We start from the raw sequence: 26,898 nt of genomic DNA, 5'->3' as shown, positions 1-26,898 counted from the left end.
AGCTAACCTGCCGCATTACCCGGGAACGTGGGTGTCATGAACGAGAACAACGCACTCGCACCTTTCCGCATCGACATCCCGCAGGCCGACGTCGACGACCTTCGCGACCGGCTGACACACACGCGCTGGCCGATCCCCTTGCCGGGCCGAGACGATCGCACCGACTTCAGCCGCGGCATCCCGCTGGTGTACCTGAAGGAGCTCGCCGATTACTGGCGCGACGGGTTCGACTGGCGTGCGCAGGAATCGAAGCTCAACGAGTACGAGCAGTTCACGACGGTCGTCGACGGACAGACGTTCCACGTCGTCCACGTGCGATCGGCGAACCCGGACGCCACCCCGCTGATCCTGAACCACGGCTGGCCGGGCTCGTTCGTCGAGTACCAGCAACTCATCCCGCTGCTGACCGACGAGTTCCACGTGGTCATCCCGTCGCTGCCCGGCTTCGGGTTCTCCGCCCCGCTGTCGGCGCCCGGTTGGGAACTGGCGCGGACGACGGAGGCCTACGCCGAGATCATGACGCGTCTGGGCTACGAGCGGTTCGCGGCTCACGGCACCGACATCGGTTCGGGCACCACCGGCCGCCTCGCGGCGCTCTACCCAGAGCGCGTCATCGGCACGCACATCGGCGCAGACCCCCGGTTGCTCGGGTTGGTCGGCGACAAGTTCCCTCTCCCCGACGGCCTGTCCGACGACGAGATCGCCCAGCTCGAGGCAGTGCGCACCGAGGATGCGGCCGATCTCGGATATCTCCTGATGCAGAACCACCGACCCGACACGATCGGCCCGGCACTCACCGACTCGCCGGTCGGTCAGCTCGCGTGGATCGCCGAGAAGTTCAAGACCAGGGCCAGCGGCGACGACCGGACGCCGGACGAGTCGGTCGACCGCGACCAACTCCTCACCAACATCAGCCTGTACTGGTTCACCCGCAGCGGCGCGTCGAGCGCGCAGTTCTACTACGAGGCCGAGCATTCCGGGCTCGACCTCGTCATGGCCGCCGGTGTGCCGTCCGGCTGGGCCGTGTTCGACACCCACCCGCTCGTGCGCCGCACGATGGACCCGTGGAAGGCGATCGGCCACTGGAGCGAGTTCGCCGAGGGCGGTCACTTCCCCGCGATGGAGGAGCCCAAGCTGCTGGCGGACGACATACGCACCTTCTTCCGCGGCATTTCCTGACCTCGCGTCAGGGCCGCCGGGCCGCGAGACCCCACTCACGGCCCGGCCGGCCCTGCGCGTCCAGGATCTCGTCGACCTCGAACCCTGCGGCGCTGCGCGACGCCTCGATCTCGTCCCGCTCGTCAACCGCAGGGTCGAGACCGAGGTGACCACGTCGCCGCCACCGACGTTGACCGGGAAACGCGAAAACCGCCCGGTCGAGGACCGGGCGGTTTCTGCTGAGACGGTTTACGTCAGAGCTTGTTGGCGGCCAGCGCGAGGGCCGACTTCTTGTTGGCTGCCTGGTTGGCGTGGATGACGCCCTTGCTGGCTGCCTTGTCGAGCTTGCGGCTCGCGACCAGGAGGAGCTCGCCGGCCTTCGCCTTGTCGCCCGCGGACGCAGCCTCACGGAAGGAACGAATCGCGGTACGCAGCGAGGACTTCACCGACTGGTTGCGCAGTCGCTGGCGCTCGTTGGTAGCGATCCGCTTCACCTGGGACTTGATGTTGGCCACGCGTAGAATCCTGTCGTTTTCGCTCGGTTTCTTGTCTAAGAAGCTTTGGGCGCACTTGGGCGCCGACGCTCGAGATTACCAGGGATGCCGGTGTGAACCCAAACTGGCGCGCGTTCCCCGAAACGGCCTCGATGTCGTTGTGCACTGTACCGGCCTCGCGTAGCGTCCGGCCCGAGTCCTCTATGTACGCCCTGAACCGATCTCATCGAAGGTGGCACATGTCTCCAACTGCGCAGGAAATCGCCGAGAAGGAACCGATCTCGGACGCCAAGAAGTACATCGCCGAGGGCATCGGCACCTTCGTCCTGGTGTTCGCGTCCGTCGGCACCGCGGTGATCGCGGGCGACAAGGTCGGAAACCTCGGCGTTGCCCTGGCGTTCGGCCTCACGCTGCTTTTCCTCGTGTATTCGATCGGACCCATCTCGGGCTGCCACGTGAACCCGGCGGTCACCTTCGGCCACTTCCTGCTCGGCAGGATCGGCGCGGCCAAGGCAGGCCTGTATGTGGTTGCCCAGTTGCTCGGCGGACTGCTCGCGGGCGTCGTGCTCTACGCGGTCGCGAAGTCGCTGCCGTCCTACGACCGCGCGGCGTCCGGACTCGGCGCGAACGGATGGGGTGCGCACAGCCCGTCGGCGATCAAGGGTCCGCTTGGCGGCGTCCTGGAGAACGGGTACGGCCTCGCCGCGATGATCATCATCGAGGTGCTGCTCACCGCGCTGCTGGTGTTCGTGGTCATGGCCTCGACCGACCAGATCTCGGACGTGCCGCTGGCGGGCATCTCCATCGGTTTCACCCTCGCGGTGATCCACCTGGTGTCGATCCCGATCGACAACACCTCGGTGAACCCGGCCCGCAGCATCGCGGTGGCGCCCTATCAGGAGGGCGCGCTCCCTCAGCTGTGGGCGTTCATCGTGTTCCCGCTGATCGGCGGCGCGCTCGGCGCGCTGGCGTACCGCGGGGTGTTCGGTCGATACGACCGGATCAACATCTAACGGAGTCCGACAGCAAAGTTCCGAGGGACCCCCTGGCGCGCATCGCGGCAGGGGGTCCTTCCCTTCTGCCGCTCAGCTCCAGCTGAAGTCGGACCGCAGGCGGGCGGCGACCTGATCGAACCGCCGCTGGTCGAGGATCGCGCCCTCGCGGCGAATGCCGGCCTCCGGGACGTCGAGCACCCGGTCGAGGCGCACCCAGCTCGGGCGGCCGTCGCCGTCCCAGGCGCCGGAGCCGACTCCCAGCCAGTTCCGGTCGCCGTCCCGTTCGGCGTTCGAGGACAGCATCAGCCCGAGCAGGGTGTCGCCGTCCCGGCCGACGACAAGGACCGGTCGGTCCTTGCCCTTGTGGGCGTCCTCCTCGTAGGTCACCCAGGTCCACACCACCTCGCCCGGATCGGCCCGGCCGTCCAGGTCGGGGGAGTACTCGACCCGCCGGGCGCGGTGCGCGGTCGGCACCGCGGTGGACGCGACCGGCCGGCCGGGGGTGATCGTCGACGGCTTCGGCTTCGCAGCGGTGCGCGCCTTGCCGGGCAGCACGCCGGACTTCTGCAGTTCCTTGAGAAGTCGCGGTGCCTGCGCCAGCGCCAGGGTGCCGAGTTGCTTGCCGATCGAGGTCCAGCTTCGTGACATGCGCTCAAACCTAGGCGCGGCGCGCAGCCCGGGGCCACTTGGATATCCTCAGTGGTGACAGTGACCCGAATTCGGGTCGGTGCCAGTCCAGCTAAGGGGCCCCGAAATCAGCAGCTTCGCCGACACGACGTTCACGGATCCCGCACGGATCCGGAACTTCTGCATCATCGCGCACATCGACCACGGCAAGTCGACTCTCGCGGACCGGATGCTGCAGCTCACCGGAGTGGTTGATCCGCGGCAGATGCGCGCCCAGTACCTGGACCGGATGGACATCGAACGTGAGCGTGGCATCACCATCAAGGCGCAGAACGTGCGGCTGCCCTGGGTCGTCACGAACGAGGACGGCACCGAGGAAGAGATCGTCCTGCACCTGATCGACACGCCCGGTCACGTCGACTTCACCTACGAGGTGTCCCGCGCGCTGGAGGCCTGTGAGGGCGCCGTGCTGCTGGTGGACGCCGCGCAGGGCATCGAGGCGCAGACGTTGGCGAACCTGTACCTGGCGATGGAGAAGGACCTCACCATCATCCCGGTGCTCAACAAGATCGACCTGCCCGCGGCCGACCCGGACCGCTACGCCGCGGAAATCGCGCACATCGTCGGCTGTGAGCCCGGCGACGTGCTGCGGGTCTCCGGTAAGACCGGGGTCGGGGTCAAGGAACTGCTCGACGAGGTCGTCAAGCAGGTGCCCGCGCCGGTCGGCGACGCCGACGGCCCGGCGCGCGCGATGATCTTCGACTCGGTGTACGACGCGTACCGCGGCGTGGTCACCTACGTGCGAGTGGTGGACGGCAAGATCCGTCCCCGCGAGAAGATCACGATGATGTCGACCGGCACCACGCACGAACTGCTCGAGGTGGGCATCATCTCGCCCGAACCCAAGCCCACCGTCGGGCTTGGCGTCGGCGAGGTCGGCTACCTGATCACCGGCGTCAAGGACGTCCGCCAGTCGCGGGTCGGTGACACCGTCACCACCTTCCGCAACGGCGCGACCGAGCCGCTGGTCGGCTACCGCGACCCCAAGCCGATGGTGTACTCGGGCCTGTACCCCATGGACGGCTCCGACTACCCGGTGCTGCGCGACGCGCTCGACAAGCTGCGGCTCAACGACGCTGCACTGGCATACGAGCCGGAAACCTCTGTGGCCCTTGGCTTCGGCTTCCGCTGCGGCTTCCTCGGGCTGCTGCACATGGAGATCACCCGGGACCGGCTCGAGCGTGAGTTCGGCCTCGACCTGATCTCGACGGCGCCGAACGTGGTGTACCGCGTGACGATGGAGGACGGCACCGAGCACGAGGTGACCAACCCGTCGTACTGGCCGGAGGGCAGGGTGCGCGAGGTGTACGAGCCGATGGCCAAGTGCACCGTCATCGCTCCGAGCGAGTACACCGGCGCGATCATGGAACTGTGCCAGTCCCGCCGCGGCGAGCTCGGCGGCATGGACTACCTCTCCGAGACCCGGGTCGAGCTGCGCTACACGCTGCCGATGGGCGAGATCATGTTCGACTTCTTCGACGCCCTCAAGTCGCGGACCAAGGGCTACGCCAGCCTCGACTACGAGCCGACGGACGAGCAGCAGGCCGCGCTGGTGAAGGTGGACATCCTGCTGCAGGGCGAGGCCGTCGACGCGTTCAGTGCGATCGTGCACAAGGACGCGGCGTTCGCCTACGGCAACAAGATGACCACCAAGCTGCGCGAGCTGATCCCGCGCCAGCAGTTCGAGGTGCCGATCCAGGCGGCGATCGGCGCGAAGATCATTGCGCGCGAGAACATTCGCGCGATCCGCAAGGACGTGCTCGCCAAGTGCTACGGCGGCGACATCAGCCGCAAGCGCAAGCTGCTGGAGAAGCAGAAGGAGGGCAAGAAGCGGATGAAGACCATCGGTCGGGTCGAGGTCCCGCAGGAGGCCTTCGTGGCGGCGCTGTCGAACGAGTCGGTGACGGACAAGCCCAAGAAATAGGCGCTGCGCGCCCGTGAGTCCTTGTGGTCCCCATGCGGGCCAGAAGGACTCACGGGCGGCGTAGCCGCAGAATGGAGACGGCGTGCTCGAGACCTGGTTGACACGGGAACTGCGGATCGAGGTGCCGATCCTCGGCGCGCCGATGGGCGGCCGGGCCGGCGGCGAACTGACCGGCGAGGTGTCCAAGGCGGGCGGGCTCGGGTTGCTCGGCGCGGCCCGGTACGCGACCCCGCAGTGGGTGGCGGACGAGGCGGCGGTGGCCCGCCGGATCGGCGGACGGTTCGGCGTCGGGCTGATGACGTGGGCGCTCGACGACGACGACACCCTGCTCGACGCGGCGCTGGCGGAGCAGCCGGCGCTGGTGTCGCTGTCCTTCGGCGATCCGGCTGCCTATGTGCCGCGGGTGCACGCCGCGGGCATCCCGGTGGTGTCTCAGGTGAACACCCTCGACGACCTGAGGGTGGCAGAGCGGGCCGGGGTGGACCTGGTGATCGCGCAGGGCGGCGAGGCGGGCGGGCACACCGGCCGGATCGGCACCCTGCCGCTGCTGCAGGAACTGCTCGACGCGACGGACCTGCCGGTGGTCGCGGCCGGCGGGATCGGGACCGGCCGCGGGCTGGCCGCGGTGATCGCGGCGGGCGCGGAGGGCGCGCTGATCGGCACCGCCCTGCTCGCCAGCCCGGAGACCATCGGGCCCGGCTACGCACGCGACCGGGTGGTCGAGGCAGGCAGCGCGGACACCGTCTACACCTCCGTCTTCGACCAGGCGCGCAGCCAGCCGTGGCCGAGCCGCTGGGGAGGTCGGGCGATCGTGAACGAGTTCACCGACACATGGCACGGCGCGGACGGCAACGACGAGACCCTCGCGGAGGCGTACGACCCGGCGGACCCGCAACTCGGAGTGGTGTATGCGGGCGAGGCGGTCGGTCTGGTGCACGCGGCGCGGCCCGCCGGTCAGATCGTCCGGCAGATCGCGGACGACGCCGAGCGTCTGCTCCGCCGCTTCGGCTGAGCAGCTCAATTCTCCGCGGGCGGGTGGTTCAGGGGCCGACGGCGACGGCGAAGATCGCCCTGTCCCCGTAGTTGCAGGCGGCGATCGAGCCCAACAGCGTCGACCCGTCCTCGACGAGGCGCCCGTCGCGGTAGTAATCGGGCGACCACGGCGTGAACGCGATATCGCAGGCGACCCGGACCGAATGGTAGACGCCCTTCTCCTTGGTGCAATATGGCCGAACCGGCTCCTCGGCCGTCCTTGGAGTACACGACCGAGGTTCGGCACGGTCTCGCCTCCGCGGGCGCGGTCGTCACAGCGATCGCCACTCCCATGGCCGCCGTGGTCAGCAGTCCGGCTGTGATGCGGCGCAGTGTTGTGTTCATCTCGATGTCCCGTCCTCGTGTCGCCGATCGGCCGGCCGTGAATCCTGACAACCCAAGGGTGGCAGGACGATTGGCGCTCGGTAAGAACACAAGGAGTGAACGTTCACCCCACTGGGGCGGATGAATTTCATCCGTCGGTGTGAGCGTATCTCGTGTCGAGAGCCGGTCAGGTGGGGCCGTGCGCGGGCTGGAACGCGCCGGTGTCGCCCGCCTCCTCGGCCCGGATCACGTGCACCACGGCGTTGATCAGCGCCAGGTGCGTGAACGCCTGCGGGAAGTTGCCCAGGTGTCTGCCGGTCCGCGGGTCGATCTCCTCGGCGTAGAGCTTGAGCGGGCTGGCGAACCCGAGCAGTCGCTCGCACAGCCGCTTGGCGCGGGGCAGTTCACCGATCTCGACCAGCGCCGACACCAGCCAGAACGAGCAGATCGTGAACGTGCCCTCCTCGCCGGTCAGGCCGTCGTCGGTGGTGTCCACCCGGTATCGCAGCACCAGGCCGTCCTCGGTCAGCTCATCGGCGATGGCGAGCACGGTCGCGCGGACCCGACGGTCATGCGGGGGCAGGAAGCGCAGCAGCGGGACCAGCAGCAGCGAGGCATCCAGTGAATCGTCGCCGTAGCGCTGGGTGAAGACCCCCCGAGCGTCCACCCCGTGCTCGAGGATGTCGGCCTTGATCTCCTCGGCGATCTCCGCCCACTGCCTGGCGTACGCCTTCTCACCGTGCAGGATGGCCAGCTTGCAGCCCCGGTCGAGGGCGACCCAGCACATCACCTTCGACGACGTGAAGTGCTGGGGTTCGCCGCGCACCTCCCAGATGCCGCGGTCCGGCTGACGCCAGTGCTTGATCGCCTCCTCGACCTGCCGCTTGAGCAGCGGCCACAGCGATTCGGGGACCCGGTCGCGCGAGCGCACATGCAGGTACACCGAGTCGAGCATGGTGCCCCAGATGTCGTGCTGGTTCTGGTTGTAGGCGCCGTTGCCGATGCGTACCGGTCGAGCCCCGTCGTATCCGGACAGGTGGCTGAGTTCCTCCTCCTCGAGGGTCTTCTCGCCGCCGATCCCGTACATCACCTGCAGCGGGTTCGGGTGACCGTCATCGGACTTCGACACGTCGGAGATGAACGAGAAGAAGTCGTTCGCCTCCCGGTCGAGGCCGAGGGTGTACAGGCCCCACAGTGCGAAGGTGGAATCGCGCACCCACGCATACCGGTAGTCCCAGTTGCGCTCGCCACCGGGGGTTTCCGGCAGGGAGGTGGTGGACGCGGCGAGCAGGGCACCGGTGGGGCTGTAGGTGAGACCCTTGAGCGCGAGCGCGCTGCGCTGGAGGTATCCGCGCCACGGATGGTCGGGGAAGCGGCCGATGGTGATCCACTGGCGCCAGCATTCGGCGGTCTTCCACATCTTGTCCGTGGCCTCCTCGAAGGTGCCAGGCGCGGGCACGTCCGCCCAGGACAGTGCGATGAAGCCGTTGTCGCCCTCGCGCATCCGGGTGCGTACCCGGGCCTCGCGGCCCTCGAGGCCGAGCTTGAAGTTGGTGGTCAGCCGCAGGGTGGGATGCGCGCCGAGGACGCTCCCGTCGCAGGTGGCGGTGGCCTCCTCGTACACCTTGCCGGTGTACTCCCACTTCGCGGGGGCACGGTGGTAGTCGAAGGCCGGCTCGCAGCTCATCTCCAATTCGATGGTCCCGCTCACGCATTTGATCGTGCGCAGCAGGATGCCCTCCGCTTCCCAGTCGGTGGGGGTGCGCCGATAGGTCCGCGAGCGCTGTTCGGTGTTGTGCCACGGTCCCATCACCAGGGCGTCGCGCACGATCAGCCAGCCGGTCTCGGTCTGCCAGGTGGTCTCGACGATCAGCCCGCCGGGCAGGTAGCGTCTGGCCGCGGGCACGTTCTGCCCGTAGGGGCCGATCCGGAAATGACCCGCGCTCCGATCGAGGATCGCGCCGAAGACGCTCGGCGAATCGGGCCGGGGCACGCACATCCACTCGACCGAGCCGTTGCGGGCGATCAGGCAGGTGGTCTCGCAGTCGGAGAGGAAGGCGTAGTCGTCGATCGGCGGGAACGTGCTGCGATGGTCCGTGTCGATGAGTGCCGGCAGGTTCACCGGCACCACCTCGTTGTCGGGGAGCTTCTCGGTATCCAGGTTCTCGAGGTCGCTGCGGGGGCCCATCTGATCATCATCTGCCCGACGGGCGTGGGCGTCCACCGCAACGAGGGCGATAGGGTGGGCTGGTGACGCAGATTGCCAGTTGGTGGGACGGACTCGAGCTCTGGGTGATCGGGCTGCCCTTCATCCCGCAGCTGATCCTGGTGATGGCGGTGATGATGCCGCTCGCGATCGGGATCGCCAGCGGAATCGATCTGCTGCTCGCCCGAATCTTCGTGCTGCTCGGCCGGGACCGCGTCGCGGCGGCCGCGCCGGTGGACGGTGCCCGCTGATGCCCCGCTCACGAGTGACCCTCGCCCTGATCGCACTGATGATCCTGATCCTGATCGGCTGGCTGCTGACCAGGTAGGCGGCCGGTGTCCGCTCCGTTTCGATCCGGGCCGACAGCTCTGATACATTCGTCCGCGTGTCTGCAACCGTCGCGCACCAGGTCCGCCATGAACTGGCGTTGATCGCTGTCGGCATGCTTGCAGTCGCCGACATCGACTGTTGTCGATAGCGGAAGCCGCGCGAGCCATCTGAGCCGCGGCCGGACCGCCCCACGTAGCGGGCGACAACCCAACTTCTGTGTCACGCGAGACCACGCCGTCGTCGGCGGTGGTCCTGCGCTGCGGTCTGACGACCGGACACCACCTCTTGCCCTTGTGGCACACCTGTGAAAGGTATTCCCAATGAGCGCGCGCTCCCGATTCACTCGTTCCGGCCTCCTGCTGGCCGCCGCCGTCACCGCCGGGTCGGTCGCCCTGACCGCGTGCAGCGGCGGATCGAGCGACACCGTCGGCGCCGAGGGCGGGTCGGGTGACGGCAGCGGCGGCACCGTCAGCCTGTTCGCCTACGCGGTCCCCAAGCCCGGCTTCGACAAGCTGATCCCCGCCTTCAACGCCACGGAGGCGGGCGATAACGTCGAGTTCCTGCCGTCCTACGGTCCGTCGGGCGACCAGTCCCGCAAGGTCAAGGACGGCGCGCAGGCCGACTTCGTCAACTTCTCCGTCGAGCCCGACATCACCCGCCTCGTCGACGCAGGCCTGGTCAGCGAGGACTGGAACAAGGACGCCTACAACGGAATCCCGTTCGGCTCCGTCGTGACCGTGGTGGTCCGCGAGGGGAACCCGAAGGGCATCAAGGACTGGGACGACCTGCTCCAGCCCGGCCTCGAGGTGGTCACGCCCAACCCGTTCAGTTCGGGCTCGGCGAAGTGGAACCTGTTGGCGCCGTACGCCGCCAAGAGCGACGGGGGCAAGAACCCGCAGGCCGGTCTCGACTACCTCAACGCCCTCGTCACCGATCACGTGAAGGTGCAGCCGAAGTCCGGCCGCGAGGCCACCGAGACCTTCCTGCAGGGCACCGGCGACGTGCTGCTCAGCTACGAGAACGAGGCCCTGTTCGCCGAGCGCAACGGCGACCCGGTCGAGCACGTCACCCCGCCGATCACCTTCAAGATCGAGAACCCGGTCGCGGTGATCAACAGCAGCAAGAACCTCGAGAAGGCCAACGCGTTCAAGGACTTCCTCTTCACCACCGAGGGCCAGAAGCTGTGGGCCGAAGCCGGATTCCGTCCGGTCGATCCCGGCGTCGCCGCCGAGTTCGCCGCCGACTTCCCGGCGCCGGCCACGCTGTGGACGATCGCGGACCTCGGCGGCTGGAAGGCCGTCGACGAGAGCCTGTTCAAGAAGGACACCGGTTCCATCGCGGTGATCTACGACAACGCCACCAAGTAATCTGACCGTGATCACCACTACTGAAACGACGACGGGGGGACTGGTGTCCGAGACCGTAGGACAGCAGTCGACCGAGGCCGGTCCCCCCGCTCGGCCGGCCCGCGCGAAGAAGCGCAGGTGGACCGCCGTCACCGGCACCGTCGGCCCCCTTGGTATCGGCGTCGCGATGCTCTGGCTCAGCGTCATCGTGCTGCTCCCGCTCGCGGCGCTCACGGTGACCTCGTTCGAGGACGGCATCGCCGGGTTCTGGGATGCGGTGACCAGTCCGGTCGCGCTGGCCTCGCTCCGGGTGACAATCCTGGTCTCCGCGGTCGTCGCGGTGATCAACGTTGTGATGGGCACCCTGATCGCCTGGGTGCTGGTCCGTGACGAGTTCCCCGGCAAGCGAATCGTCAACGCGCTCATCGATCTCCCGTTCGCGTTGCCGACCATCGTGGCGAGCATCGTGCTGCTGGCGCTGTACGGGCCGAACAGCCCGATCGGTGTGCAGCTCAACGCCACCCAGCCCGGTCTGATCGTCGCGCTGGCGTTCGTCACGCTGCCGTTCGTGGTCCGGTCGGTGCAGCCGGTGCTGATCGAGACCGACCGGGAGGTGGAGCAGGCGGCCGCCTCCCTCGGCGCGAGCAACTGGACCATCTTCCGGAAGGTGGTGCTGCCGATCCTGTCGCCCGCGATCATCAGCGGCGCGGGCCTGGCGTTCGCCCGGGCCATCGGCGAATACGGCTCGGTCGTGCTGATCGGCGGCAACATTCCGCGCGAGACGCAGGTGACCTCGCAGTACATCCAGCAGCAGATCGAGATCGACCGGCCGGTCGATGCCGCCGCGGTGTCGGTGGCGCTGCTGGCGATCGCGTTCGTCACCCTGTTGGTGTTGCGGCTGCTCTCGAGCCGCAATCAGCGCCGCGAGGAGCAGGCCCAGTGAACCTCTCGACCGGATCGAAGATCGGCATGCGGGTGGTCGCGCTCGGCTACCTGTTCCTGCTGCTGCTGGTGCCGATCGGCGTCATCCTGTGGCGCACCTTCGAGCGGGGCATCGGCGCGTTCATCGATTCGATCTCCACCCCGGCGGCGATCTCCGCGCTGAACCTGTCGCTGCTGATCGTGGCGATCGTCGTGCCGATCAACGTGATCTTCGGCGTCGTCACCGCGCTGGCGTTGGTGCGGGGCAGGTTCCCCGGCCGCGGCCTGGTGCAGGCGGTGGTGGACCTGCCGTTCGCGGTCTCGCCGATCGTCGTCGGCGTCTCGCTGATCCTGCTGTGGGGCGTCAACGGGTGGTTCGGCGCGCTGGACTCGATCGGTTTCCGGGTGATCTTCGGCCTGCCGGGCATGGTGCTGGCCACCATCTTCGTCACCCTCCCGTTCGTGGTCCGCGAGGTCGAACCCGTGCTGCATGAGATCGGCGACGAACAGGAGCAGGCCGCCGCGACCCTCGGCGCGTCCAAGTGGCAGACCTTCTGGCGGATCACGCTGCCCGCGATCCGCTGGGGCCTGACCTACGGCGTGGTGCTCACCGTGGCGCGTTCGCTCGGCGAGTTCGGCGCGGTGATCATGGTGTCCTCCGGATTCCCCGGCGTCTCCCAGACGCTGACCCTGCTCGTGCATTCGCGCTACATCGACGATCACAACACCTACGGGGCCTACTGTGCGGCGACCCTGCTGATGGGGATCGCACTGGTGACCCTGCTGCTGATGACGCTGCTTGACCGCAAGAGGAGCAACACATGATCACGGTGATCGGCGCCAACAAGAACTTCGGGGACTTCGCCGCCCTCGACAACCTGTCGCTGGAAATCCCGTCGGGCTCCCTGACGGCGCTGCTCGGCCCGTCCGGCTCCGGCAAGTCGACGCTGCTGCGGTCGATCGCCGGGCTGGAGAACCCCGACTCGGGGACCATCACCATCGCGGGCAAGGACGTCACCGGCGTGCCCCCGCAGAAGCGCGACATCGGCTTCGTGTTCCAGCACTACGCGGCGTTCAAGCACATGACCGTCCGGGACAACGTCGCGTTCGGGCTGAAGATCCGCAAGCGGCCGAAGTCGGAGATCGACAAGAAGGTCAACGAGCTGCTGGAGATCGTCGGCCTCGACGGCTTCCAGCACCGCTATCCGGCCCAGCTCTCCGGCGGGCAGCGGCAGCGGATGGCGCTGGCCCGCGCGCTCGCCGTCGACCCGCAGGTGCTGCTGCTCGACGAGCCGTTCGGCGCGCTCGACGCCAAGGTGCGCGAGGACCTGCGGACCTGGCTGCGGCGGCTGCACGACGAGGTGCACGTGACCACCGTGCTGGTCACCCACGACCAGGAGGAGGCGCTGGACGTCGCCGACCGGATCGCGGTGCTGAACAAGGGGCGGATCGAGCAGGTCGGCACCCCGCGCGAGCTGTACGACAGCCCCGCGAACGACTTCGTGATGTCCTTCCTCGGCCCGGTGGCGAAGCTCAACGGCCAGCTGGTGCGTCCGCACGACATCCGGGTCGGACGCGACCCGAGCATGGCGGTCGCGCAGAAGGCGGGCACCGCGGAGTCCGCAGGCGTCACAAGGGCGACGGTCGAGCGGGTGGTGCACCTCGGTTTCGAGGTGCGGGTGGAGCTACGCAACGCGGCCACCGGCGACCTGTTCGCCGCGCAGGTGACCCGCGGCGACAGCGAGGCCCTGCAGCTCAAGGAGGGCGAGACCGTCTACGCCCGCGCGACCCTGATCCCGAACATCCCGGCGTAGGCGGCTTCGCCGCCCGTGAGTCCTTCTGGCCCGCGCAGGGACCAAAAGGACTCACGGGCGCCGGAGGCGCATAAAATCTTCGTGGACGTGTCGATTCGACCGGATCCCGTTCGTCGTCATTGAGTACGGCAATCCGCCGCACGATGAAACGACAGGAGTCGAACCATGAAGTACATGATGCTGATCAACGCAGCCTCCACCGATCCCGTCGCAAACGGGTGCACCCCCGAGGACTGGATGGTCTACGACAAGCAGGTCAGCGAGGCGGGGATCTTCGTCTCCGGGGAATCGCTTGCGGACCTGACCACCGCCACGGCGGTGCGGGTCGGCCCGGACGGCGAGCGGACCGTCACGGATGGACCCTTCGCCGAATCCCGGGAGGTGCTGGGCGGCTTCTACGTGATCGACGTGCCGAACCTCGACGTCGCGCTCGACTGGGCCGCCCGCTGCCCCGGTTCGCGTGGCGGCGGGTCGGTGGTGGTGCGGCCGATCGCCGACTTCGGGGAGTGACCGCGATGGCCGAGCGGGCTGCCGCGGAGTCGTCCGTGGAAGCGGTGTTCCGGGAGGAACGCGGCCGCCTGCTCGCCGCCCTCGTCCGGCGTTTCGGTGACCTCGACCTGGCGGAGGAGGTCACCTCGGAGGCCATCGAGGCCGCTCTGGTGCACTGGCCGGTCGAGGGTGTGCCTGCCAAGCCCGGCGCCTGGTTGATGACGACGGCGCGGCGGCGGGCCGTCGACCGGCTGCGACGGGACCAGGCGTATGCGGCGCGGCTCGCCGTCCTTCAGGTGGAGGCGGACCGGGCGGACCCGGCGCCGCCCGCGGATGCGCTCGGTGACCTTCCCGACGAACGGTTGCAGCTGTTCTTCACCTGCACCCATCCCGCGCTCGCCGCCGAGGATCGCGCCGCGCTGACCCTGCGCTGCCTGGCGGGCCTGACGACGCCGGAGGTGGCGAGGGCGTTCCTCGTGCCGACCGCGACGATGGCGCAGCGGATCGTGCGGGCCAAGAAGAAGATTCGCGAGGCCCGGATCCCGTTCCGGGTGCCAGGGGCAGACGAGCTGCCGGAGCGCCTGCCCTGGGTGCTCCAGGTGATCTACTCGATCTTCACCGAGGGCTACGCGGCCAGCTCGGGCCCGGAGCTGCAGCGGCTCGATCTGGCCGAGGAGGCCATCCGGCTGGCGCGGATCCTGCGACGGCTGCTGCCGGCCGAGCGGGAGGTCGCGGGTCTGCTCGCTCTGATGCTGTTGGTGCATGCGCGGCGCGAGGCACGGACTGATCCGGGCGGCGAGATCGTGCTGCTCGACGATCAGGACCGCACCCGCTGGGACCGCCCGGCCATCGAGGAGGGCAGCGACCTGGTGGTCGCCGCGCTGACCGGCGGCCCGCCAGGCGTCAATGGCGTGCAGGCCGCGATCGCGGCCCTGCACGACGAGGCCGCGGACGTCGCGACGACGGACTGGCCGCAGGTGGTGGCGCTCTACGACGTGCTGCTCGCGCTCGCGCCGTCGCCGGTGGTCGCGCTGAACCGGGCAGTGGCGGTGGCAATGCGGGACGGTCCGGCGGCCGGCCTGGTGCTGCTCGAAGGGCTGGCGGGGGAGCCGCGGCTGCGCGGCTACCACCCGTTCTTCGTTGCCCGGGCGGACCTGCTGCAGCGGCTCGGCCGGCTGCCCGAGGCGGCGGCGGCCTACCGGAAGGCGCTCGAGTCGGTCGGCACGGAGCCGGAACGGATGTACCTGAGGCGCAGGCTGAACGCAGTGGGGCCGCCCGGCTCGGACGGTTCGACCGACCTCTACGAGTAGAGCTGCTCCACAACCCAGTTCGCGGCATCCGGGCTAGACCGAAGGCTGGAATGGTCCACGGCGGGACTGCCGGGGAAGACGTCTTCGTAGAAGACGTTCGTGACGCCGGGCTCGGTGATGAACGAGCATGTGCCTGGGGGAGTGGCGATCGCGTCGTTCTTCGTCGCGATCACCGCGTAGCGCACCCCCGGCTGGGTGAGGGACCCGTCTTCCATCACTGCCCGATAGACCTCGGAGACCGGGGTCAACTGCAGCGCGGGGCCCATGTCGGGCATCAGAGTCGTCAACACCGGCAACAGGAATGGAGCCGATTGCAGGACCTGCACCGGCGTGACCGGCAGGTCCTTCAAGCCGTACTGGGCGAGGAAACCCGCGCCGTCGCAGCCGCGCGCCTCGGGTGCCAGCAGGGCCACGCTGTGTACGGCCGCGCCGCCGCCGAGCACCTTGAGGAAGTAGTTCGCGACGAAGGATCCCGCCGAGTGCGCGACGATATCGACCTTGGCGGCCCCGGTGGTCGCCTTGACCTTCGCAACGAACTGTTCGAGCTGCCGAGCCGAGGCGGGCATGTCGCCCGCCCACCGCTTTCCGTTCACGATCCCGCCCTGGAACACCAGGGTGCACGCGCCCTGCTGGCGCAGTGACGAGACCACGACCTCCCACTGGGATGCCGTGTCGGCGGTGGTGCCGTCGGCCCCGGGCAGCACGATCACCGGATTCGGTCGGGAGCTACTGGGCAGGCAGTCGACAGCGGGCTCGACCACCGTTCCGGCCGGCACCACCGGGTCGGCCGAGCCGGTCCCGGGATCTGCACCTGCGGGTGCCGTTGAGATCGAGAGGGCACCGAGGAGTGCGACGCCCAGAACCCCCACCCGCATCGACGTGGAACGCCAGGATCGCTTGATCGCCATGTGCTGCAAAGCCTTTCGTCAACGCTCCAGCGAACGGAGACCGCCGACCGTACCGGCCACGCGACATCCCCCACGAGAAGAGCGAACCAACCGAATCTTGACTCCCCGCCAACACCCTTCGCCTGCTATGCCAACAGACCACGCGGGCGATGTCAACGCGGGCGCGCAGGGACTCCTGGGTGCAGCCATTGGACGGACCAGCTTCGCCGCCCGTGCGCGGTCAGCGGGTCTCTGGACCCGTCAACCGCGCACGGGTGCCGCAGGCGCCTAGGCTGAGAGTTCGACTCGCGTGCAGGAGAGCAGTTCGGCTTGGACGCGGTACCGGTCGAGCGCGACCTCCGCGAGCAGGGGATGGTCGCCGATCACGTCGGCGCGCAGGGACCCGGGGGCGCAGCCATCGGCGGATCGGCCGATTCGATCGGTGAGCAGGCCGGGGGCCAGGAACCACGGGGCGACCACGATCGACCGCGCACCGCGGGAACGGAGCGTCGAGACGGCCTGCGGCAGTCCGGGTTCGGTGGTGGCGAAGCAGACCTCGACGCCTGCCCACGCGGTGCCGGAGTGCAGGCGCGGACCGATCCGCGTCGTCAGCTCGTTGGCGGCGGCGGACGACGACCCGACCGCGGCCAGGACAACACCGATCTCGGGATCGCCGAGCGCGACACCGGTGTCGGCGACACGATCACGCACGGCCGACACCAACCGGGCGTCGTCACCGAGCACATCGGCCTGGATGAGAGAGAGTCCGGGGTGCCTGCGGCTGCCCGCCGCGAGCAGCGCGGGCAGGTCCACTCGCGCGTGGAATGCGCTGCCGAGCAGCAACGGGACCACGACAGCGGACGAATGTCCGTCGGCGGCAACCGAATCGATCGCCTGGTCCACCGAAGGGGCGGACAGGTCCAGGAAGCAGAGCCGAACGTCCAGGTCGGGGCGCTGTGCCCGGATCACGTCCACGGCCGCCGCGACCGCCCGCGCGGAGCGGGGGTCACGGCTGCCGTGCGCCACCGCGATCAGCGGCGCCGGGACGGAAATCGGGGACGCGTGAGCCCCGACCTGGACGTCGAACACGACGCTAGACGCGCTCGAGTTCGACGGCGGCGATCGCGTCGCCGACCAGGCCGGCCGCGAGGGTGTTGCCACCCGCCGGGTCGATCAACAGGAAGCTGCCGGTGTGCCGGTTGACGGTGTAATCGTCCGCCACGATCGGCTCCGCGACGCGCACCGAGATCTTGCCGATCTCGTTGAGCTCGAGGGTGTCCGGGCTCTGCTCCGTGGTGAGGTCCTGCTCGTCGAACCGCTCGACGATGCCGCCGACGATCGCCTGCGTGGTGCGGGTGCCGTGCTTGAGCAGCAGCCGGGCGCCGGGGCGCAGTGGCTTCTCGGCGAGCCAGCAGACGGTGGCGTCGAACTCGCCGATCGGCTCCGGCGCGTCCTCGACCGAGGCGATGGTGTCGCCGCGCGAGACGTCGACGTCGTCGGCCAGGATCAGCGTGACGCTGCGTCCCGCGTTCGCGATGTCGAGTTCACCGTCGGCGGTGTCGACGCGCTCGACGGTGGTGCGGGTGCCGGACGGCAGGATCACCACCTCGTCGCCCGGGCGGACCGAGCCCGCGGCGACCTGACCGGCGTAGCCGCGGTAGTCGAGGAACTCGGCGGTGCGCGGACGAATCACGTACTGGACCGGGAAGCGCAGGCCCACCCGGTGCGGCTCGGCATCCACCGGAATCGACTCGAGATGCTCGATCAGGGTGGGGCCGTTGTAGTACGGGGTCTTCTCGGACCGGACGGCCACGTTGTCGCCGTGCAGCGCGGAGACCGGGATCTCCACGACGTCCTCGGATGCCCACCCCAGTGAGGTGGTCAGCGCGTTGAACTCCTCGGAGATGTCCGCGAACACCTGCGCGGGGTCGTCGACCAGGTCGATCTTGTTGACCGCGAGCACCAGCTTCGGCACGCCGAGCAGCGCGAGCACGGCGGCGTGTTTGCGGGTCTGCGAGATGACGCCCTTGCGCGCGTCGACCAGCAGGATCACCAGCTGCGCGGTGGACGCGCCGGAGACGGTGTTGCGGGTGTACTGCACGTGGCCGGGGGTGTCCGCGAGCACGAAGGTGCGGTTGGGCGTCGCGAAGTAGCGGTACGCCACGTCGATCGTGATGCCCTGCTCGCGCTCGGCGCGCAGGCCGTCGACCAGCAGTGAGAGGTCCGGGGTGTCGAGCCCACGGTCCACCGACGCGCGGGTGACTGCGTCGATCTGGTCGGCGAGAACGGATTTCGTGTCGTACAGCAGCCGGCCCACCAGGGTGGACTTGCCGTCGTCGACGCTGCCCGCGGTGGCGAGTCGAAGGAGGTCGCTCATCAGAAGTAGCCCTCTCGCTTGCGGTCTTCCATGGCCGCTTCGGAAACTCGGTCGTCGCCGCGGGTGGCGCCGCGCTCGGTCAGTCGGGACGCGGCGACCTCGGCGAGGATGGCCTCGTTGTCGGCCGCATCGGAGAGCACGGCTCCGGTGGTGGAGCCGTCGCCGACGGTGCGGTAGCGCACCGACAGCGTCTGCAGCTCCTCGCCGTCGGCCGGGCCGCCCCAGACGCCGGGGGTCATCCACATGCCGTCGCGCTGGTACACGGGACGCTGGTGGGCGTAGTAGATGCTGGCCAGTTCCACGTTGTCGCGGGCGATGTAGCGCCAGATGTCGAGCTCGGTGAAGTTGCTCAGCGGGAACACCCGGACCTGCTCACCGGGGGAGTGCTTGCCGTTGTACAGGTTCCACAGCTCGGGCCGCTGCTTCTTCGGGTCCCACTGGCCGAACGCGTTGCGCAGCGAGAAGATCCGCTCCTTGGCGCGGGCCCGCTCCTCGTCGCGGCGGGCGCCGCCGAACACCGCGTCGAAGCGGTTCTCGGAGATGGCGTCCAGCAGCGGCACCGTCTGCAACGGGTTCCGGATGCCGTCGGGCCGCTCGGTGAGCCGGCCGTCGGCGAGGTAGTCCTCCACCTTGGCCACGTGCAGGCGGAGGTTGTACTTCTCGACCACGTGGTCGCGGAAGTCCAGCACCTCCTGCAGGTTGTGGCCGGTGTCCACGTGCAGCAGCGCGAACGGCAGCGGCGCAGGCCAGAAGGCCTTGATCGCCAGGTGCAGCAGCACCGTGGAGTCCTTGCCGCCGGAGAACAGGATCACCGGGCGCTCGAACTCGCCCGCCACCTCGCGGAAGATGTGGATGGCTTCGGACTCGAGCGCAGCGAGAGTGTCGAAGTCGCTGCCGTCGAGTTGCGGTCGGAGGTCGGTCAATTCAGCAGTCATGAGGCGTGCAACCCGCATTCTGTCTTGGCGTTACCGGCCCACCGTCCGCTGCGCGGATCGGAGCCGGGGGCTGGCTTGGCGGTGCACGGCGCGCACCCGATTGATGGATAGCCTTCGTCGACAAGTGGATTCACCAGAATGGAGTGCTTGTCGATGTAGGCCTGCATGTCGTCGTCGGACCACGCGGCGATCGGGTTGATCTTCACGAGCCCGAACGCGTCGTCGAACGAGATCAGCGGGGCGTTGGCGCGGGTGGGGGATTCGACCCGGCGGATGCCGGTCACCCAGGCCTTGTAGCCGGCCAGGGACTTCTTCAGCGGCGCCACCTTCCGCAGCGCGCAGCACCGGCCCGGGTCGCGGGCGAACAGGTCCTTGCCCTCGGCGGCGTCCTGCTCGGCGACGCTGGCCTCGGCCGCGACGTTGATCACGTTCACCCCGTACACCGCCTCGACCGCGTCGCGGGTGCCGATGGTCTCCGCGAAGTGGTAACCGGTCTCGAGGAACAGCACGTCGACGCCGGGATGCACCTGGGCGGCCAGGTGCACCAGGACGCCGTCCTGCATGTTCGACGCGACGATGTAGTCGGTCCCGAACGTGTCCTCGGTCCACTGCAGGAGTTCCTGCGCGGTCGCACCCTCGAGACTTGCCGCCCCCTGCACGGCAAGTGCCCGGAGGTCGTCCGCGGTGGCCGTGGCCAGATCAATGCTCATCGCAAGTCTCCCTCGTCTGCCCGAACGGCCCATTCGGCGAAGCGCTCGCCCGCATTGCGGTGCTTGACGAACTGCCGGACCACCCGGTCGATGTAGTCGCCCATCTCGGTGCTGGCGACCTTGTGCTGGCGCAGCTTGCGGCCGAACGCCACGTCGAATCCGAGGCTGCCTCCCAGGTGAACCTGGAAGCCCTCCACCTGATTCCCCTCGCCGTCGTCGATGAGCATGCCCTTGAATCCGATGTCCGCGACCTGCGAGCGGGCGCAGGAGTTGGGGCAGCCGTTGATGTTGATGGTGATGGGAACGTCGAGCTGCGCGTTGATGTCCGCGAGGCGCTGCTCGAGCTCGGGCACCAGCACCTGGGACCGCTTGCGGGTCTCGGCGAAGGACAGCTTGCAGAACTCGATGCCGGAGCAGGCCATCAGGTTCTGCCGCCAGTGCGAGGGCCGCGCGGGCAGGCCGAGCTCGTCGAGGTCCGCGATCAGCTGATCGAGCTTGTCGTCGGCGACGTCCAGGATGATCAGCTTCTGGTACGGCGTGAACCGGATCTTGTCGCTGCCCGCCCTCTCGGCGGCGTCGGCGACCTTCGCGAGGATGGTGCCGGAGACCCGGCCGGCGATCGGCGCGAAGCCGACGGCGTTGAGGCCGTTGCGGGTCTTCTGCACGCCGACGTGGTCGATGGGCCGCTTGGGCTGCTCGGGCGCGGGGCCGTCGATCAGCTTCCGCTTGAGGTACTCGGTCTCGAGCACCTCGCGGAACTTGTCGATGCCCCAGTCCTTGACGAGGAACTTCAGCCGCGCCTTGGAGCGCAGTCGGCGGTAGCCGTAGTCGCGGAAGACCGAGACGACGGCCTCCCACACGTCCGGCACCTCGTCCAGCGGCACCCACACGCCGACTCGCTGCGCGAGCATCGGGTTCGTGGACAGGCCGCCGCCGACCCACAGGTCCAGGCCGGGTCCGTGCTCGGGATGGTTGACGCCGATGAACGCGACGTCGTTGATCTCGTGCACGACGTCCTGCTGGCCGGAGATCGCGGTCTTGAACTTGCGCGGCAGGTTCGAGTACTCGGGCTTGCCGATGTATCGCCGGACGATTTCGTCGATCGCCGGGGTCGGGTCGAGCACCTCGTCGAGCGACTCGCCCGCCAACGGGGAGCCGAGGACGACGCGCGGGCAGTCGCCGCACGCCTCGGTGGTCTTGAGTCCGACGCCTTCGAGGCGCTTCCAGATCTCCGGGACGTTCTCCACCTCGATCCAGTGGTACTGGACGTTCTCGCGGTCCGAGAGGTCCGCGGTGTCGCGGCCGAACTCGGTGGAGATGCCCGCGATGGTGCGCAGCTGCTCGACGTTCAGGGCGCCGGCGTCGCAGCGCACCCGCATCATGAAGTACTTGGCCTCGAGCAGGTCGATGTTCTCGTCGCCGGTGAAGGTGCCGTCGTAGCCCTGCTCACGCTGGGTGTAGAGGCCCCACCAGCGCATCCGGCCTCGCAGGTCGGACTTGTCGATGCTGTCGAATCCCTGCTTCGAGTAGATGTTCTCGATGCGGGCGCGGACGTTGAGCGGGTTGTCGTCCTTCTTGGCCTGCTCGTTGGCGTTCAGCGGCTCGCGGTAGCCGAGGGCCCACTGGCCTTCGGCGCGGCGCTTGGCCGGCCGCGGCGCGCGGGCGGGCGGAGGAGTGTCGACACTTTGCGACATCGGAGGCGCTCCAGAATCTTCTTCGGTGCGCCGGTCTGTGTATGGCATCGCCGACGGGGAGGGCTGTCCCCGCAGGCACATCCGAGACCGGCCGGGACTGAGAGGGGGCTGGCGGAATGGCGTCTACGCAGGAAAGGGCAGACAGCTACAGACGCGCTTGAGATCCACATGGCGTCGAGCCACGAGTGCAATCCCAAGTCCGGTCACGCGGCCAATTGTGCCAGATCACCTCGCCGATTCCGACACCCGGTGGCTATTTCCCCTGAATCCGGGGGAAATGTGCAGGCAGGGCCGATGTGTGGTGCTCGTCACGTCGTCGTGTAGTGGGACACTGGTCGGGTGAGTGGATCGATGACCGAGTCGAGTGGAGCCAGCGGAATGAGCGGAAGCGCGGTGGCTGCTGCCTTTGCGCTGCCGGACCATGCCATGGCAGGAGTGGGGTCGCGTCCGTTCGGCATCTACATCCATGTCCCGTTCTGCGCGACGCGCTGCGGGTACTGCGACTTCAACACCTACACGGCGGGGGAGCTGGGCACTTCGGCATCGCCGCAGTCCTGGCTCGAGGGTCTGCGCCGGGAGCTGGACGCTGCCGCATCGATGCTCGACGCCGCGGGGGTGGTGCCCGCGGCGGAGACCGTGTTCGTCGGCGGCGGAACCCCGTCCCTGCTCGGCGGCGACGGGTTGGCCGACGTTTTGGGTGCGGTCCGCTCCAGCTTCGGCCTGGCCGCGGGCGCCGAGGTGACCACCGAATCGAACCCCGAGTCGACCTCGCCGGAGTTCTTCGGACGGCTTCGTGAGGCCGGGTTCACCCGCATCTCGCTTGGCATGCAGTCCGCGGCGCAGCACGTGCTCAGGATCCTCGATCGCACCCACACCCCCGGCCGCCCGGTCGCGGCGGCTCTCGAGGCGCGTCAGGCGGGCTTCGAGCACGTGAACCTGGACCTGATCTACGGCACGCCGGGCGAGCGGGACGAGGACCTCGACGCGTCCCTGGATGCGGTGCTCTCCGCGGGCGTTGACCACGTCTCCGCGTACGCGCTGATCGTGGAGGACGGCACGGCGCTGGCCAGGAAGGTGCGGCGTGGGGACCTGCCCGCACCCGACGACGACGTCCTGGCGGCCCGGTACGAGCTGATCGACGCGCGCCTCGCAGACGCGGGGCTGTCCTGGTACGAGGTGTCGAACTGGGCCAAAGAGGGTGCCGAGTGCAGGCACAACCTGGGCTACTGGGACGGCGGCGACTGGTGGGGCGCGGGCCCCGGTGCGCACGGCCACGTCGGCGGGGTGCGCTGGTGGAACGTCAAGCATCCGGCGCGGTACGCGGACCAGCTCGCGGCGGGCGAGCTGCCGGTGGCGGACAGCGAGCAGCTCACCGCCGAGGACCGGCACGTCGAGCGGGTGATGCTGACGCTGCGGCTGCGGTCGGGCCTACCGGTGTCGGACCTGACCGTCGACGAATTGTCTAGTGCCGAAAGGATTGTCGCGGACGGCTTGCTGCGCCGCGACGGCAACGCCCTGGTACTCACCGACCGTGGTCGGCTGCTTGCCGACGGCGTCATCCGCGACATCCTGAGCTGACCCGAACTGTGCGCGATTCTCACCCCGGGTGGGGTGAAGATCGCTCACGGGCGCGGAGCGCTGAGCACGCCGCGTTGTATCCACTCATGCCGTGCGCGCCGGCACCGGGTGGCGTCGAGGCCGAGCACAGGTACACGCCGGGCACTCCCGTGCTGTAGGGATCCCACGCGATCCTTGGCCTGAGTACCACCTGGGTCGCGGTGTTGGCGCCCCCGATGATGTCGCCGCCGACGTAGTTCGGGTTCGATGCGGCCAACGCCGCCGGACCGGAACCGACGGTGGCGACGATGCGTTCGCGGAATCCCGGCGCGAACCGCTCGATCTGGTCGACGATCGCTGCGGTGGCGTCGCCGGTGTACCCGTGTGGCACATGGGCGTACGCGTACACCGGGTGCAGATTGCCCTTCGACCGGCCTGGATCTGCGACGTACTGCTGCCCGACGAGGACGAAGGGACGCTCCTGCATCCGGCCGCTCGTGACGTCGCGTTCGGCCCGGGCGATCTCGTCGAATCCGCCGCCGAGGTGCACGGTGCCTGCGCGTCCGCAGTCGGGGTCGCGCCACGGAACACCGCCCTCGACGGCGAAGTCCACCTTGAAGGCGGCCGGCCCGTGCCGGTAGCGCCGGTACGCCCGCGCGACCCGGCCGGGCACACGGTCGCCGAGGATGTCGAGCGCGGCCGCGGGCGTGACGTCGAGCAGGACGATGTCCGCGGGCGGCAGGTCCCGTGCGTCGCGGACCCGGACACCGGTGGCGATACGCCCGCCCCGCTCGGCGAGCAGGGCGGCCAACGCGGTCGCGATCGACTGCGATCCGCCTTCCGCCACCGGCCACCCGTAGCGGTGACCGGCGGCGACGATCATCAACCCCACCGCGGAACTGGCCGGGCGGTCGAGGCGGTGGTACGCGTGCGCGGCGACCCCCGCGAACAGCGCCCGGCCCCGCTCGGTGCGCCACCACCGGGCAGTCGCGGTCGCGGGCAGCAGCGCGCGCGGCCCGAAACTCGCCAGCCGCAGGGGATGTCGCGGCACGTGCGCGATCGGCCGCATCAGGTCCGCGGCGAGGTCGTCGAAACCGTCGGCCAGGCCGGCGAACATCGCCCGCCAGCGCCGTCCGTCGGCGCCGAGTCCTGCGGCGGTCGCAGCGATCGACCGGTACAGCAGCCCCGTCTCGCCGTTGTCGAGCGGGTGTGCGCAGTTGATCTCCGGCCACTTCCAGGTCAGGCCGACCCGTTCGAGGTCGAGGGTCTGCAGGTACGGGGAACCCGCGCCCATCGGATGGAACGCCGAGCACTCGTCGTGCAGCAGGCCGGGGACGGTGAGTTCGGCGGACCGGGTGCCGCCACCGATCGTGTCGGCGGCCTCGAGCACCTGGACGTCGACCCCGTTGCCGGCGAGGTGGACGGCGGCGGCGAGCCCGTTTGGCCCGCTGCCGACCACAACCGCTGTGGTCACGGCCTGACCCGCGTCGGCTCGGGTGCGGGAGTCGTATCGGGCATCGTCGGGTCCTCCGATCGGGGCCGTGCGGGCGGGCGCAACCCGGCGTCCATTGTCCAGGTCACCTAGGTGCAGCGCAGGACAAGGTCAGCGTTTGCCGCCGGGAATCCGGTCGGTGAACCGGGCCAGTCGGCCGGCGTCGCGGGCCAGGATCTCGGCGTCGCGAGCGATGATCGCGGCGCTGCCGTCGATGCCCTGCGCGCTCACCGCGATCCGCTCGGCGCTCTCGGCGATCTGCCGGGCGGCGACCAACAGCTCGGAGAGGTCGTCGAGGGCCGGGCCGAGCCGGTCGATGAGCGCCCCGAGTTGCTTCGCGCGGTCGACGATCGGGGCGAACGCGTCGAAGGCGCTGCGGGCCATGACGAGGGTCGCCATGAACTGGCGTTCCAGGTCGCGGAGCTCGCCGAACCCGCGCGTGACCACGCGTTCGGGCAACATGAGTGCGCTGGCGATGTTGATGGTGGCTCCTTGCGTCAAGGGCGGCGCGGTCGGCAGGAATCATGCCAGTAGACGGACGGTGGGGTCGGTCGGACGCCGGTGCGCGCTGGGGCTACGGCTGGCCTCCACACCGGCGCAAGTCGATGCTCTGGGGGTACTTCGCGCGCACGGGCGGCGAAGCCGCGGGTGCGCTCAGCGGATGGCGTCGTAGTCGAAGACCCGGGCATGCAGCACGACCCGGTTGCGCAGGGCGGAGCGGACCGCGTGGTGCACGCCGTCCTCGAGGTAGATCACGCCGTCCCAGAGCACCGCGTGCGGGAACAGGTCACCGTAGAAGGTGGAGTCCTCGGACAGCAGACGATCCAGTTCGAGGACCTTGGTGGTGGTCACGATCTCGTCGAGGCGTATTTGCCGCGGCGGGATCTTCGACCAGTCGCGGATCGACAGCCCATGGTCCGGGTACGGCTTGCCGTCCCTCACGCCCTTGAAGATCATCGGTGTTCCGTCGCGGTAGTCGGGGGTGCTCGGTCGGGCACCTGGCGCCGTTCGCGCACCACACACAGTAAGGCCTCGGGGGAAGTGCCGGACGTGGCGATTAGACTGGTAGCCGGTCGCGGGGGTGTGCACCACGCCGACCGTGAGCAATGGTCTCGCCGGACTTCCGGACGGGGGAGTCGGGTGACGGAGGTGGCCGCTATGTCGAGTACCGATGAACGACGCTTCGAGGTGCTGCGCGCGATCGTCGCCGACTACGTCGCCACCCAGGAACCGATCGGCTCGAAGGCCCTGGTCGAGCGTCACAACCTCGGTGTTTCCAGCGCCACCGTGCGCAACGACATGGCCGTTCTCGAGGCCGAGGGCTACATCGCCCAGCCGCACACCAGCTCCGGTCGGGTGCCGACGGACAAGGGCTACCGGCAGTTCGTGGACCGGATCGCGGACGTCAAGCCGCTCTCGCCCGCCGAACGCCGCGCCATCCTGGAGTTCCTCGAATCCGGGGTCGACCTGGACGACGTGCTCCGCCGCGGGGTGCGGTTGTTGGCCCAGCTGACCAGGCAGGTCGCGGTCGTGCAGTACCCGACGCTCTCATCGTCCTCGGTCCGCCATCTCGAGGTGGTCGCGCTGACCCCCGCCCGGCTGCTGCTGGTGCTGATCACCGACTCCGGCCGCGTCGACCAGCGCATCGTCGAACTGGGCGACGTCATCGACGACGAGAACCTGTCCCGGCTGCGGAACCTGCTTGGCGGCGCGCTGGAGGGCAAACGCCTGGCCGCGGCGTCGATCGCCGTCTCGGAGCTCGCCGCCGACGCCCCGGACCACCTGCGTGACGCCGTGGTCCGCTCGGCGACCGTGCTGATCGAGACCCTGGTCGAGCACCCCGAGGACCGACTCGTGCTGGGCGGCACCTCGAACCTGACCCGCAACGCGGCGGACTTCACGGGGTTCCCCGGTTCGCTGCGATCCGTCCTCGAGGCACTCGAGGAGCAGGTGATCGTGCTCAAGCTGCTCGCCGCCACCGGTGATGCGGGCAAGGTGACAGTCCGGATCGGCGAGGAGACCCAGATGGAGCAGATCCGGGGCACCTCGGTGATCACCACCGGCTACGGCGCGGGCGGCAACGTGTTCGGCGGCATGGGGGTGCTCGGTCCCACTCGGATGGACTACCCGGGAACAATCGCGTCGGTCGCCGCCGTTGCGAGGTATATCGGCGAGGTGCTCGCCGAGCGCTGACGCGTGGGCGCGGACCGTGGCGA

The 26,898-nt window shown here is 69.1% G+C and carries 27 protein-coding genes; 14 read left to right on the top strand and 13 right to left on the bottom strand.

Going from position 1 to position 26,898, the window contains the following annotated elements; genetic code table 11:
* The first annotated feature begins 36 nt into the window (after nucleotides 1-36).
* Nucleotides 37-1,179, top strand: coding sequence for an epoxide hydrolase family protein (locus ACFXMV_RS11635; RefSeq protein WP_378503021.1), 1,143 nt, complete (start codon nucleotides 37-39; stop codon nucleotides 1,177-1,179).
* Between the two features lie 233 nt (nucleotides 1,180-1,412).
* Here ACFXMV_RS11635 and rpsT read toward each other — a convergent pair whose 3' ends face one another.
* Nucleotides 1,413-1,673, bottom strand: coding sequence for a 30S ribosomal protein S20 (gene rpsT, locus ACFXMV_RS11630; protein WP_378502036.1), 261 nt, complete (start codon nucleotides 1,671-1,673; stop codon nucleotides 1,413-1,415).
* A 218-nt stretch (nucleotides 1,674-1,891) separates the two neighbouring features.
* Here rpsT and ACFXMV_RS11625 point away from each other — a divergent pair, with 218 nt between their 5' ends.
* Nucleotides 1,892-2,665, top strand: coding sequence for an aquaporin (locus tag ACFXMV_RS11625; RefSeq protein ID WP_378502037.1), 774 nt, complete (start codon nucleotides 1,892-1,894; stop codon nucleotides 2,663-2,665).
* Nucleotides 2,666-2,737: 72 nt separating this feature from the next.
* On the opposite strand, the gene ACFXMV_RS11620 is transcribed toward ACFXMV_RS11625, so the two are convergent.
* Nucleotides 2,738-3,295 (bottom strand): type II toxin-antitoxin system PemK/MazF family toxin, encoded by a 558-nt coding sequence (locus ACFXMV_RS11620; RefSeq protein WP_378503020.1) that lies wholly within the window; start codon nucleotides 3,293-3,295, stop codon nucleotides 2,738-2,740.
* A 79-nt stretch (nucleotides 3,296-3,374) separates the two neighbouring features.
* Here ACFXMV_RS11620 and lepA point away from each other — a divergent pair, with 79 nt between their 5' ends.
* Together lepA and ACFXMV_RS11610 are read left to right on the top strand one after the other, a co-directional pair.
* Nucleotides 3,375-5,258 carry a translation elongation factor 4 gene (gene lepA, locus ACFXMV_RS11615; protein ID WP_378503019.1) on the top strand — a complete coding sequence of 628 codons (1,884 nt, stop codon included), beginning with the start codon at nucleotides 3,375-3,377 and terminating at the stop codon, nucleotides 5,256-5,258.
* A gap of 82 nt (nucleotides 5,259-5,340) precedes the next feature.
* Nucleotides 5,341-6,270, top strand: coding sequence for an NAD(P)H-dependent flavin oxidoreductase (locus ACFXMV_RS11610; RefSeq protein ID WP_378499938.1), 930 nt, complete (start codon nucleotides 5,341-5,343; stop codon nucleotides 6,268-6,270).
* Between the two features lie 531 nt (nucleotides 6,271-6,801).
* On the opposite strand, the gene ACFXMV_RS11605 is transcribed toward ACFXMV_RS11610, so the two are convergent.
* Nucleotides 6,802-8,802 (bottom strand): glycoside hydrolase family 15 protein, encoded by a 2,001-nt coding sequence (locus ACFXMV_RS11605; protein ID WP_378499939.1) that lies wholly within the window; start codon nucleotides 8,800-8,802, stop codon nucleotides 6,802-6,804.
* Between the two features lie 62 nt (nucleotides 8,803-8,864).
* On the opposite strand from ACFXMV_RS11605, the gene ACFXMV_RS11600 reads away from it, so the two are divergent.
* The 8 genes from ACFXMV_RS11600 (at nucleotide 8,865) to ACFXMV_RS11565 (ending at nucleotide 15,030) form a co-directional block, all read left to right on the top strand.
* Nucleotides 8,865-9,071 carry a hypothetical protein gene (locus tag ACFXMV_RS11600; RefSeq protein WP_378499940.1) on the top strand — a complete coding sequence of 69 codons (207 nt, stop codon included), beginning with the start codon at nucleotides 8,865-8,867 and terminating at the stop codon, nucleotides 9,069-9,071.
* A gap of 134 nt (nucleotides 9,072-9,205) precedes the next feature.
* Complete coding sequence (locus ACFXMV_RS11595; protein ID WP_378499941.1) at nucleotides 9,206-9,298, top strand: Ms4533A family Cys-rich leader peptide; 93 nt, start codon at nucleotides 9,206-9,208, stop codon at nucleotides 9,296-9,298.
* Between the two features lie 172 nt (nucleotides 9,299-9,470).
* The gene (locus ACFXMV_RS11590) at nucleotides 9,471-10,517 is read left to right on the top strand and encodes a sulfate ABC transporter substrate-binding protein (protein ID WP_378499942.1); all 1,047 of its coding nucleotides are present in this window, start codon (nucleotides 9,471-9,473) and stop codon (nucleotides 10,515-10,517) included.
* 43 nt (nucleotides 10,518-10,560) lie between these two features.
* On the top strand, nucleotides 10,561-11,439 hold the full coding sequence (gene cysT / locus ACFXMV_RS11585; RefSeq protein WP_378499943.1) for a sulfate ABC transporter permease subunit CysT: 879 nt from the start codon (nucleotides 10,561-10,563) through the stop codon (nucleotides 11,437-11,439).
* A gap of 26 nt (nucleotides 11,440-11,465) precedes the next feature.
* Nucleotides 11,466-12,242, top strand: a complete 777-nt coding sequence (cysW, locus tag ACFXMV_RS11580) for a sulfate ABC transporter permease subunit CysW (protein WP_378499947.1) — start codon at nucleotides 11,466-11,468, stop codon at nucleotides 12,240-12,242.
* Nucleotides 12,239-13,231, top strand: a complete 993-nt coding sequence (locus ACFXMV_RS11575) for a sulfate/molybdate ABC transporter ATP-binding protein (RefSeq protein WP_378499944.1) — start codon at nucleotides 12,239-12,241, stop codon at nucleotides 13,229-13,231. The genes cysW and ACFXMV_RS11575 overlap by 4 nt, the downstream gene beginning before the upstream one ends.
* Before the next feature lie 165 nt (nucleotides 13,232-13,396).
* Nucleotides 13,397-13,741 (top strand): YciI family protein, encoded by a 345-nt coding sequence (locus ACFXMV_RS11570; RefSeq protein WP_378499945.1) that lies wholly within the window; start codon nucleotides 13,397-13,399, stop codon nucleotides 13,739-13,741.
* A 5-nt stretch (nucleotides 13,742-13,746) separates the two neighbouring features.
* Entirely contained in the window at nucleotides 13,747-15,030 is a 1,284-nt protein-coding gene (locus ACFXMV_RS11565) for an RNA polymerase sigma factor (RefSeq protein ID WP_378499946.1), read from the top strand.
* Here ACFXMV_RS11565 and ACFXMV_RS11560 read toward each other — a convergent pair.
* The 7 genes from ACFXMV_RS11560 to ACFXMV_RS11530 all read right to left on the bottom strand — a co-directional run bounded on the left by ACFXMV_RS11560 (nucleotide 15,021) and on the right by ACFXMV_RS11530 (nucleotide 21,840).
* Nucleotides 15,021-15,938, bottom strand: coding sequence for an esterase/lipase family protein (locus ACFXMV_RS11560; protein WP_378503018.1), 918 nt, complete (start codon nucleotides 15,936-15,938; stop codon nucleotides 15,021-15,023). The two genes, ACFXMV_RS11565 and ACFXMV_RS11560, sit on opposite strands and share 10 nt — an antisense overlap.
* Nucleotides 15,939-16,205: 267 nt before the next feature.
* Nucleotides 16,206-17,006 carry a sirohydrochlorin chelatase gene (locus ACFXMV_RS11555; protein ID WP_378503017.1) on the bottom strand — a complete coding sequence of 267 codons (801 nt, stop codon included), beginning with the start codon at nucleotides 17,004-17,006 and terminating at the stop codon, nucleotides 16,206-16,208.
* A gap of 4 nt (nucleotides 17,007-17,010) precedes the next feature.
* Nucleotides 17,011-18,294, bottom strand: coding sequence for a sulfate adenylyltransferase subunit 1 (locus ACFXMV_RS11550; RefSeq protein ID WP_378498441.1), 1,284 nt, complete (start codon nucleotides 18,292-18,294; stop codon nucleotides 17,011-17,013).
* The gene (gene cysD, locus ACFXMV_RS11545; protein WP_378498440.1) at nucleotides 18,294-19,229 is read right to left on the bottom strand and encodes a sulfate adenylyltransferase subunit CysD; all 936 of its coding nucleotides are present in this window, start codon (nucleotides 19,227-19,229) and stop codon (nucleotides 18,294-18,296) included. The genes ACFXMV_RS11550 and cysD overlap by 1 nt, the downstream gene beginning before the upstream one ends.
* Nucleotides 19,226-19,939, bottom strand: a complete 714-nt coding sequence (locus ACFXMV_RS11540; RefSeq protein ID WP_378498439.1) for a phosphoadenylyl-sulfate reductase — start codon at nucleotides 19,937-19,939, stop codon at nucleotides 19,226-19,228. Before ACFXMV_RS11540 ends, cysD begins: the two co-directional genes overlap by 4 nt.
* On the bottom strand, nucleotides 19,936-21,633 hold the full coding sequence (locus ACFXMV_RS11535; RefSeq protein WP_378498438.1) for a nitrite/sulfite reductase: 1,698 nt from the start codon (nucleotides 21,631-21,633) through the stop codon (nucleotides 19,936-19,938). The genes ACFXMV_RS11540 and ACFXMV_RS11535 overlap by 4 nt, the downstream gene beginning before the upstream one ends.
* A 123-nt stretch (nucleotides 21,634-21,756) precedes the next feature.
* Entirely contained in the window at nucleotides 21,757-21,840 is an 84-nt protein-coding gene (locus ACFXMV_RS11530) for an Ms4527A family Cys-rich leader peptide (protein WP_378498443.1), read from the bottom strand.
* Between the two features lie 171 nt (nucleotides 21,841-22,011).
* Between ACFXMV_RS11530 and hemW the strand changes: the two genes are divergently transcribed.
* Complete coding sequence (hemW, locus tag ACFXMV_RS11525) at nucleotides 22,012-23,211, top strand: radical SAM family heme chaperone HemW (RefSeq protein WP_378498437.1); 1,200 nt, start codon at nucleotides 22,012-22,014, stop codon at nucleotides 23,209-23,211.
* A gap of 19 nt (nucleotides 23,212-23,230) precedes the next feature.
* Here hemW and ACFXMV_RS11520 read toward each other — a convergent pair whose 3' ends face one another.
* The 3 genes from ACFXMV_RS11520 to ACFXMV_RS11510 all read right to left on the bottom strand — a co-directional run bounded on the left by ACFXMV_RS11520 (nucleotide 23,231) and on the right by ACFXMV_RS11510 (nucleotide 25,639).
* Entirely contained in the window at nucleotides 23,231-24,664 is a 1,434-nt protein-coding gene (locus tag ACFXMV_RS11520; protein ID WP_378498436.1) for a phytoene desaturase family protein, read from the bottom strand.
* Nucleotides 24,665-24,793: 129 nt separating this feature from the next.
* Nucleotides 24,794-25,183: a hypothetical protein gene (locus ACFXMV_RS11515; RefSeq protein ID WP_378498435.1), complete on the bottom strand. Its 390-nt coding sequence runs from the start codon at nucleotides 25,181-25,183 to the stop codon at nucleotides 24,794-24,796.
* A gap of 153 nt (nucleotides 25,184-25,336) precedes the next feature.
* Entirely contained in the window at nucleotides 25,337-25,639 is a 303-nt protein-coding gene (locus ACFXMV_RS11510) for a type II toxin-antitoxin system VapB family antitoxin (RefSeq protein ID WP_378498434.1), read from the bottom strand.
* Between the two features lie 201 nt (nucleotides 25,640-25,840).
* Here ACFXMV_RS11510 and hrcA point away from each other — a divergent pair, with 201 nt between their 5' ends.
* Entirely contained in the window at nucleotides 25,841-26,875 is a 1,035-nt protein-coding gene (gene hrcA, locus ACFXMV_RS11505) for a heat-inducible transcriptional repressor HrcA (RefSeq protein WP_378498433.1), read from the top strand.
* The last annotated feature ends 23 nt before the right edge of the window (nucleotides 26,876-26,898 follow it).

Source organism: Rhodococcus sp. NPDC059179 (assembly GCF_042754885.1).
Lineage (GTDB): Bacteria > Actinomycetota > Actinomycetes > Mycobacteriales > Mycobacteriaceae > Rhodococcus_G.
Note: the sequence above shows the minus strand (reverse complement) of the source record. Positions and strands in the feature narration are given on the sequence as shown.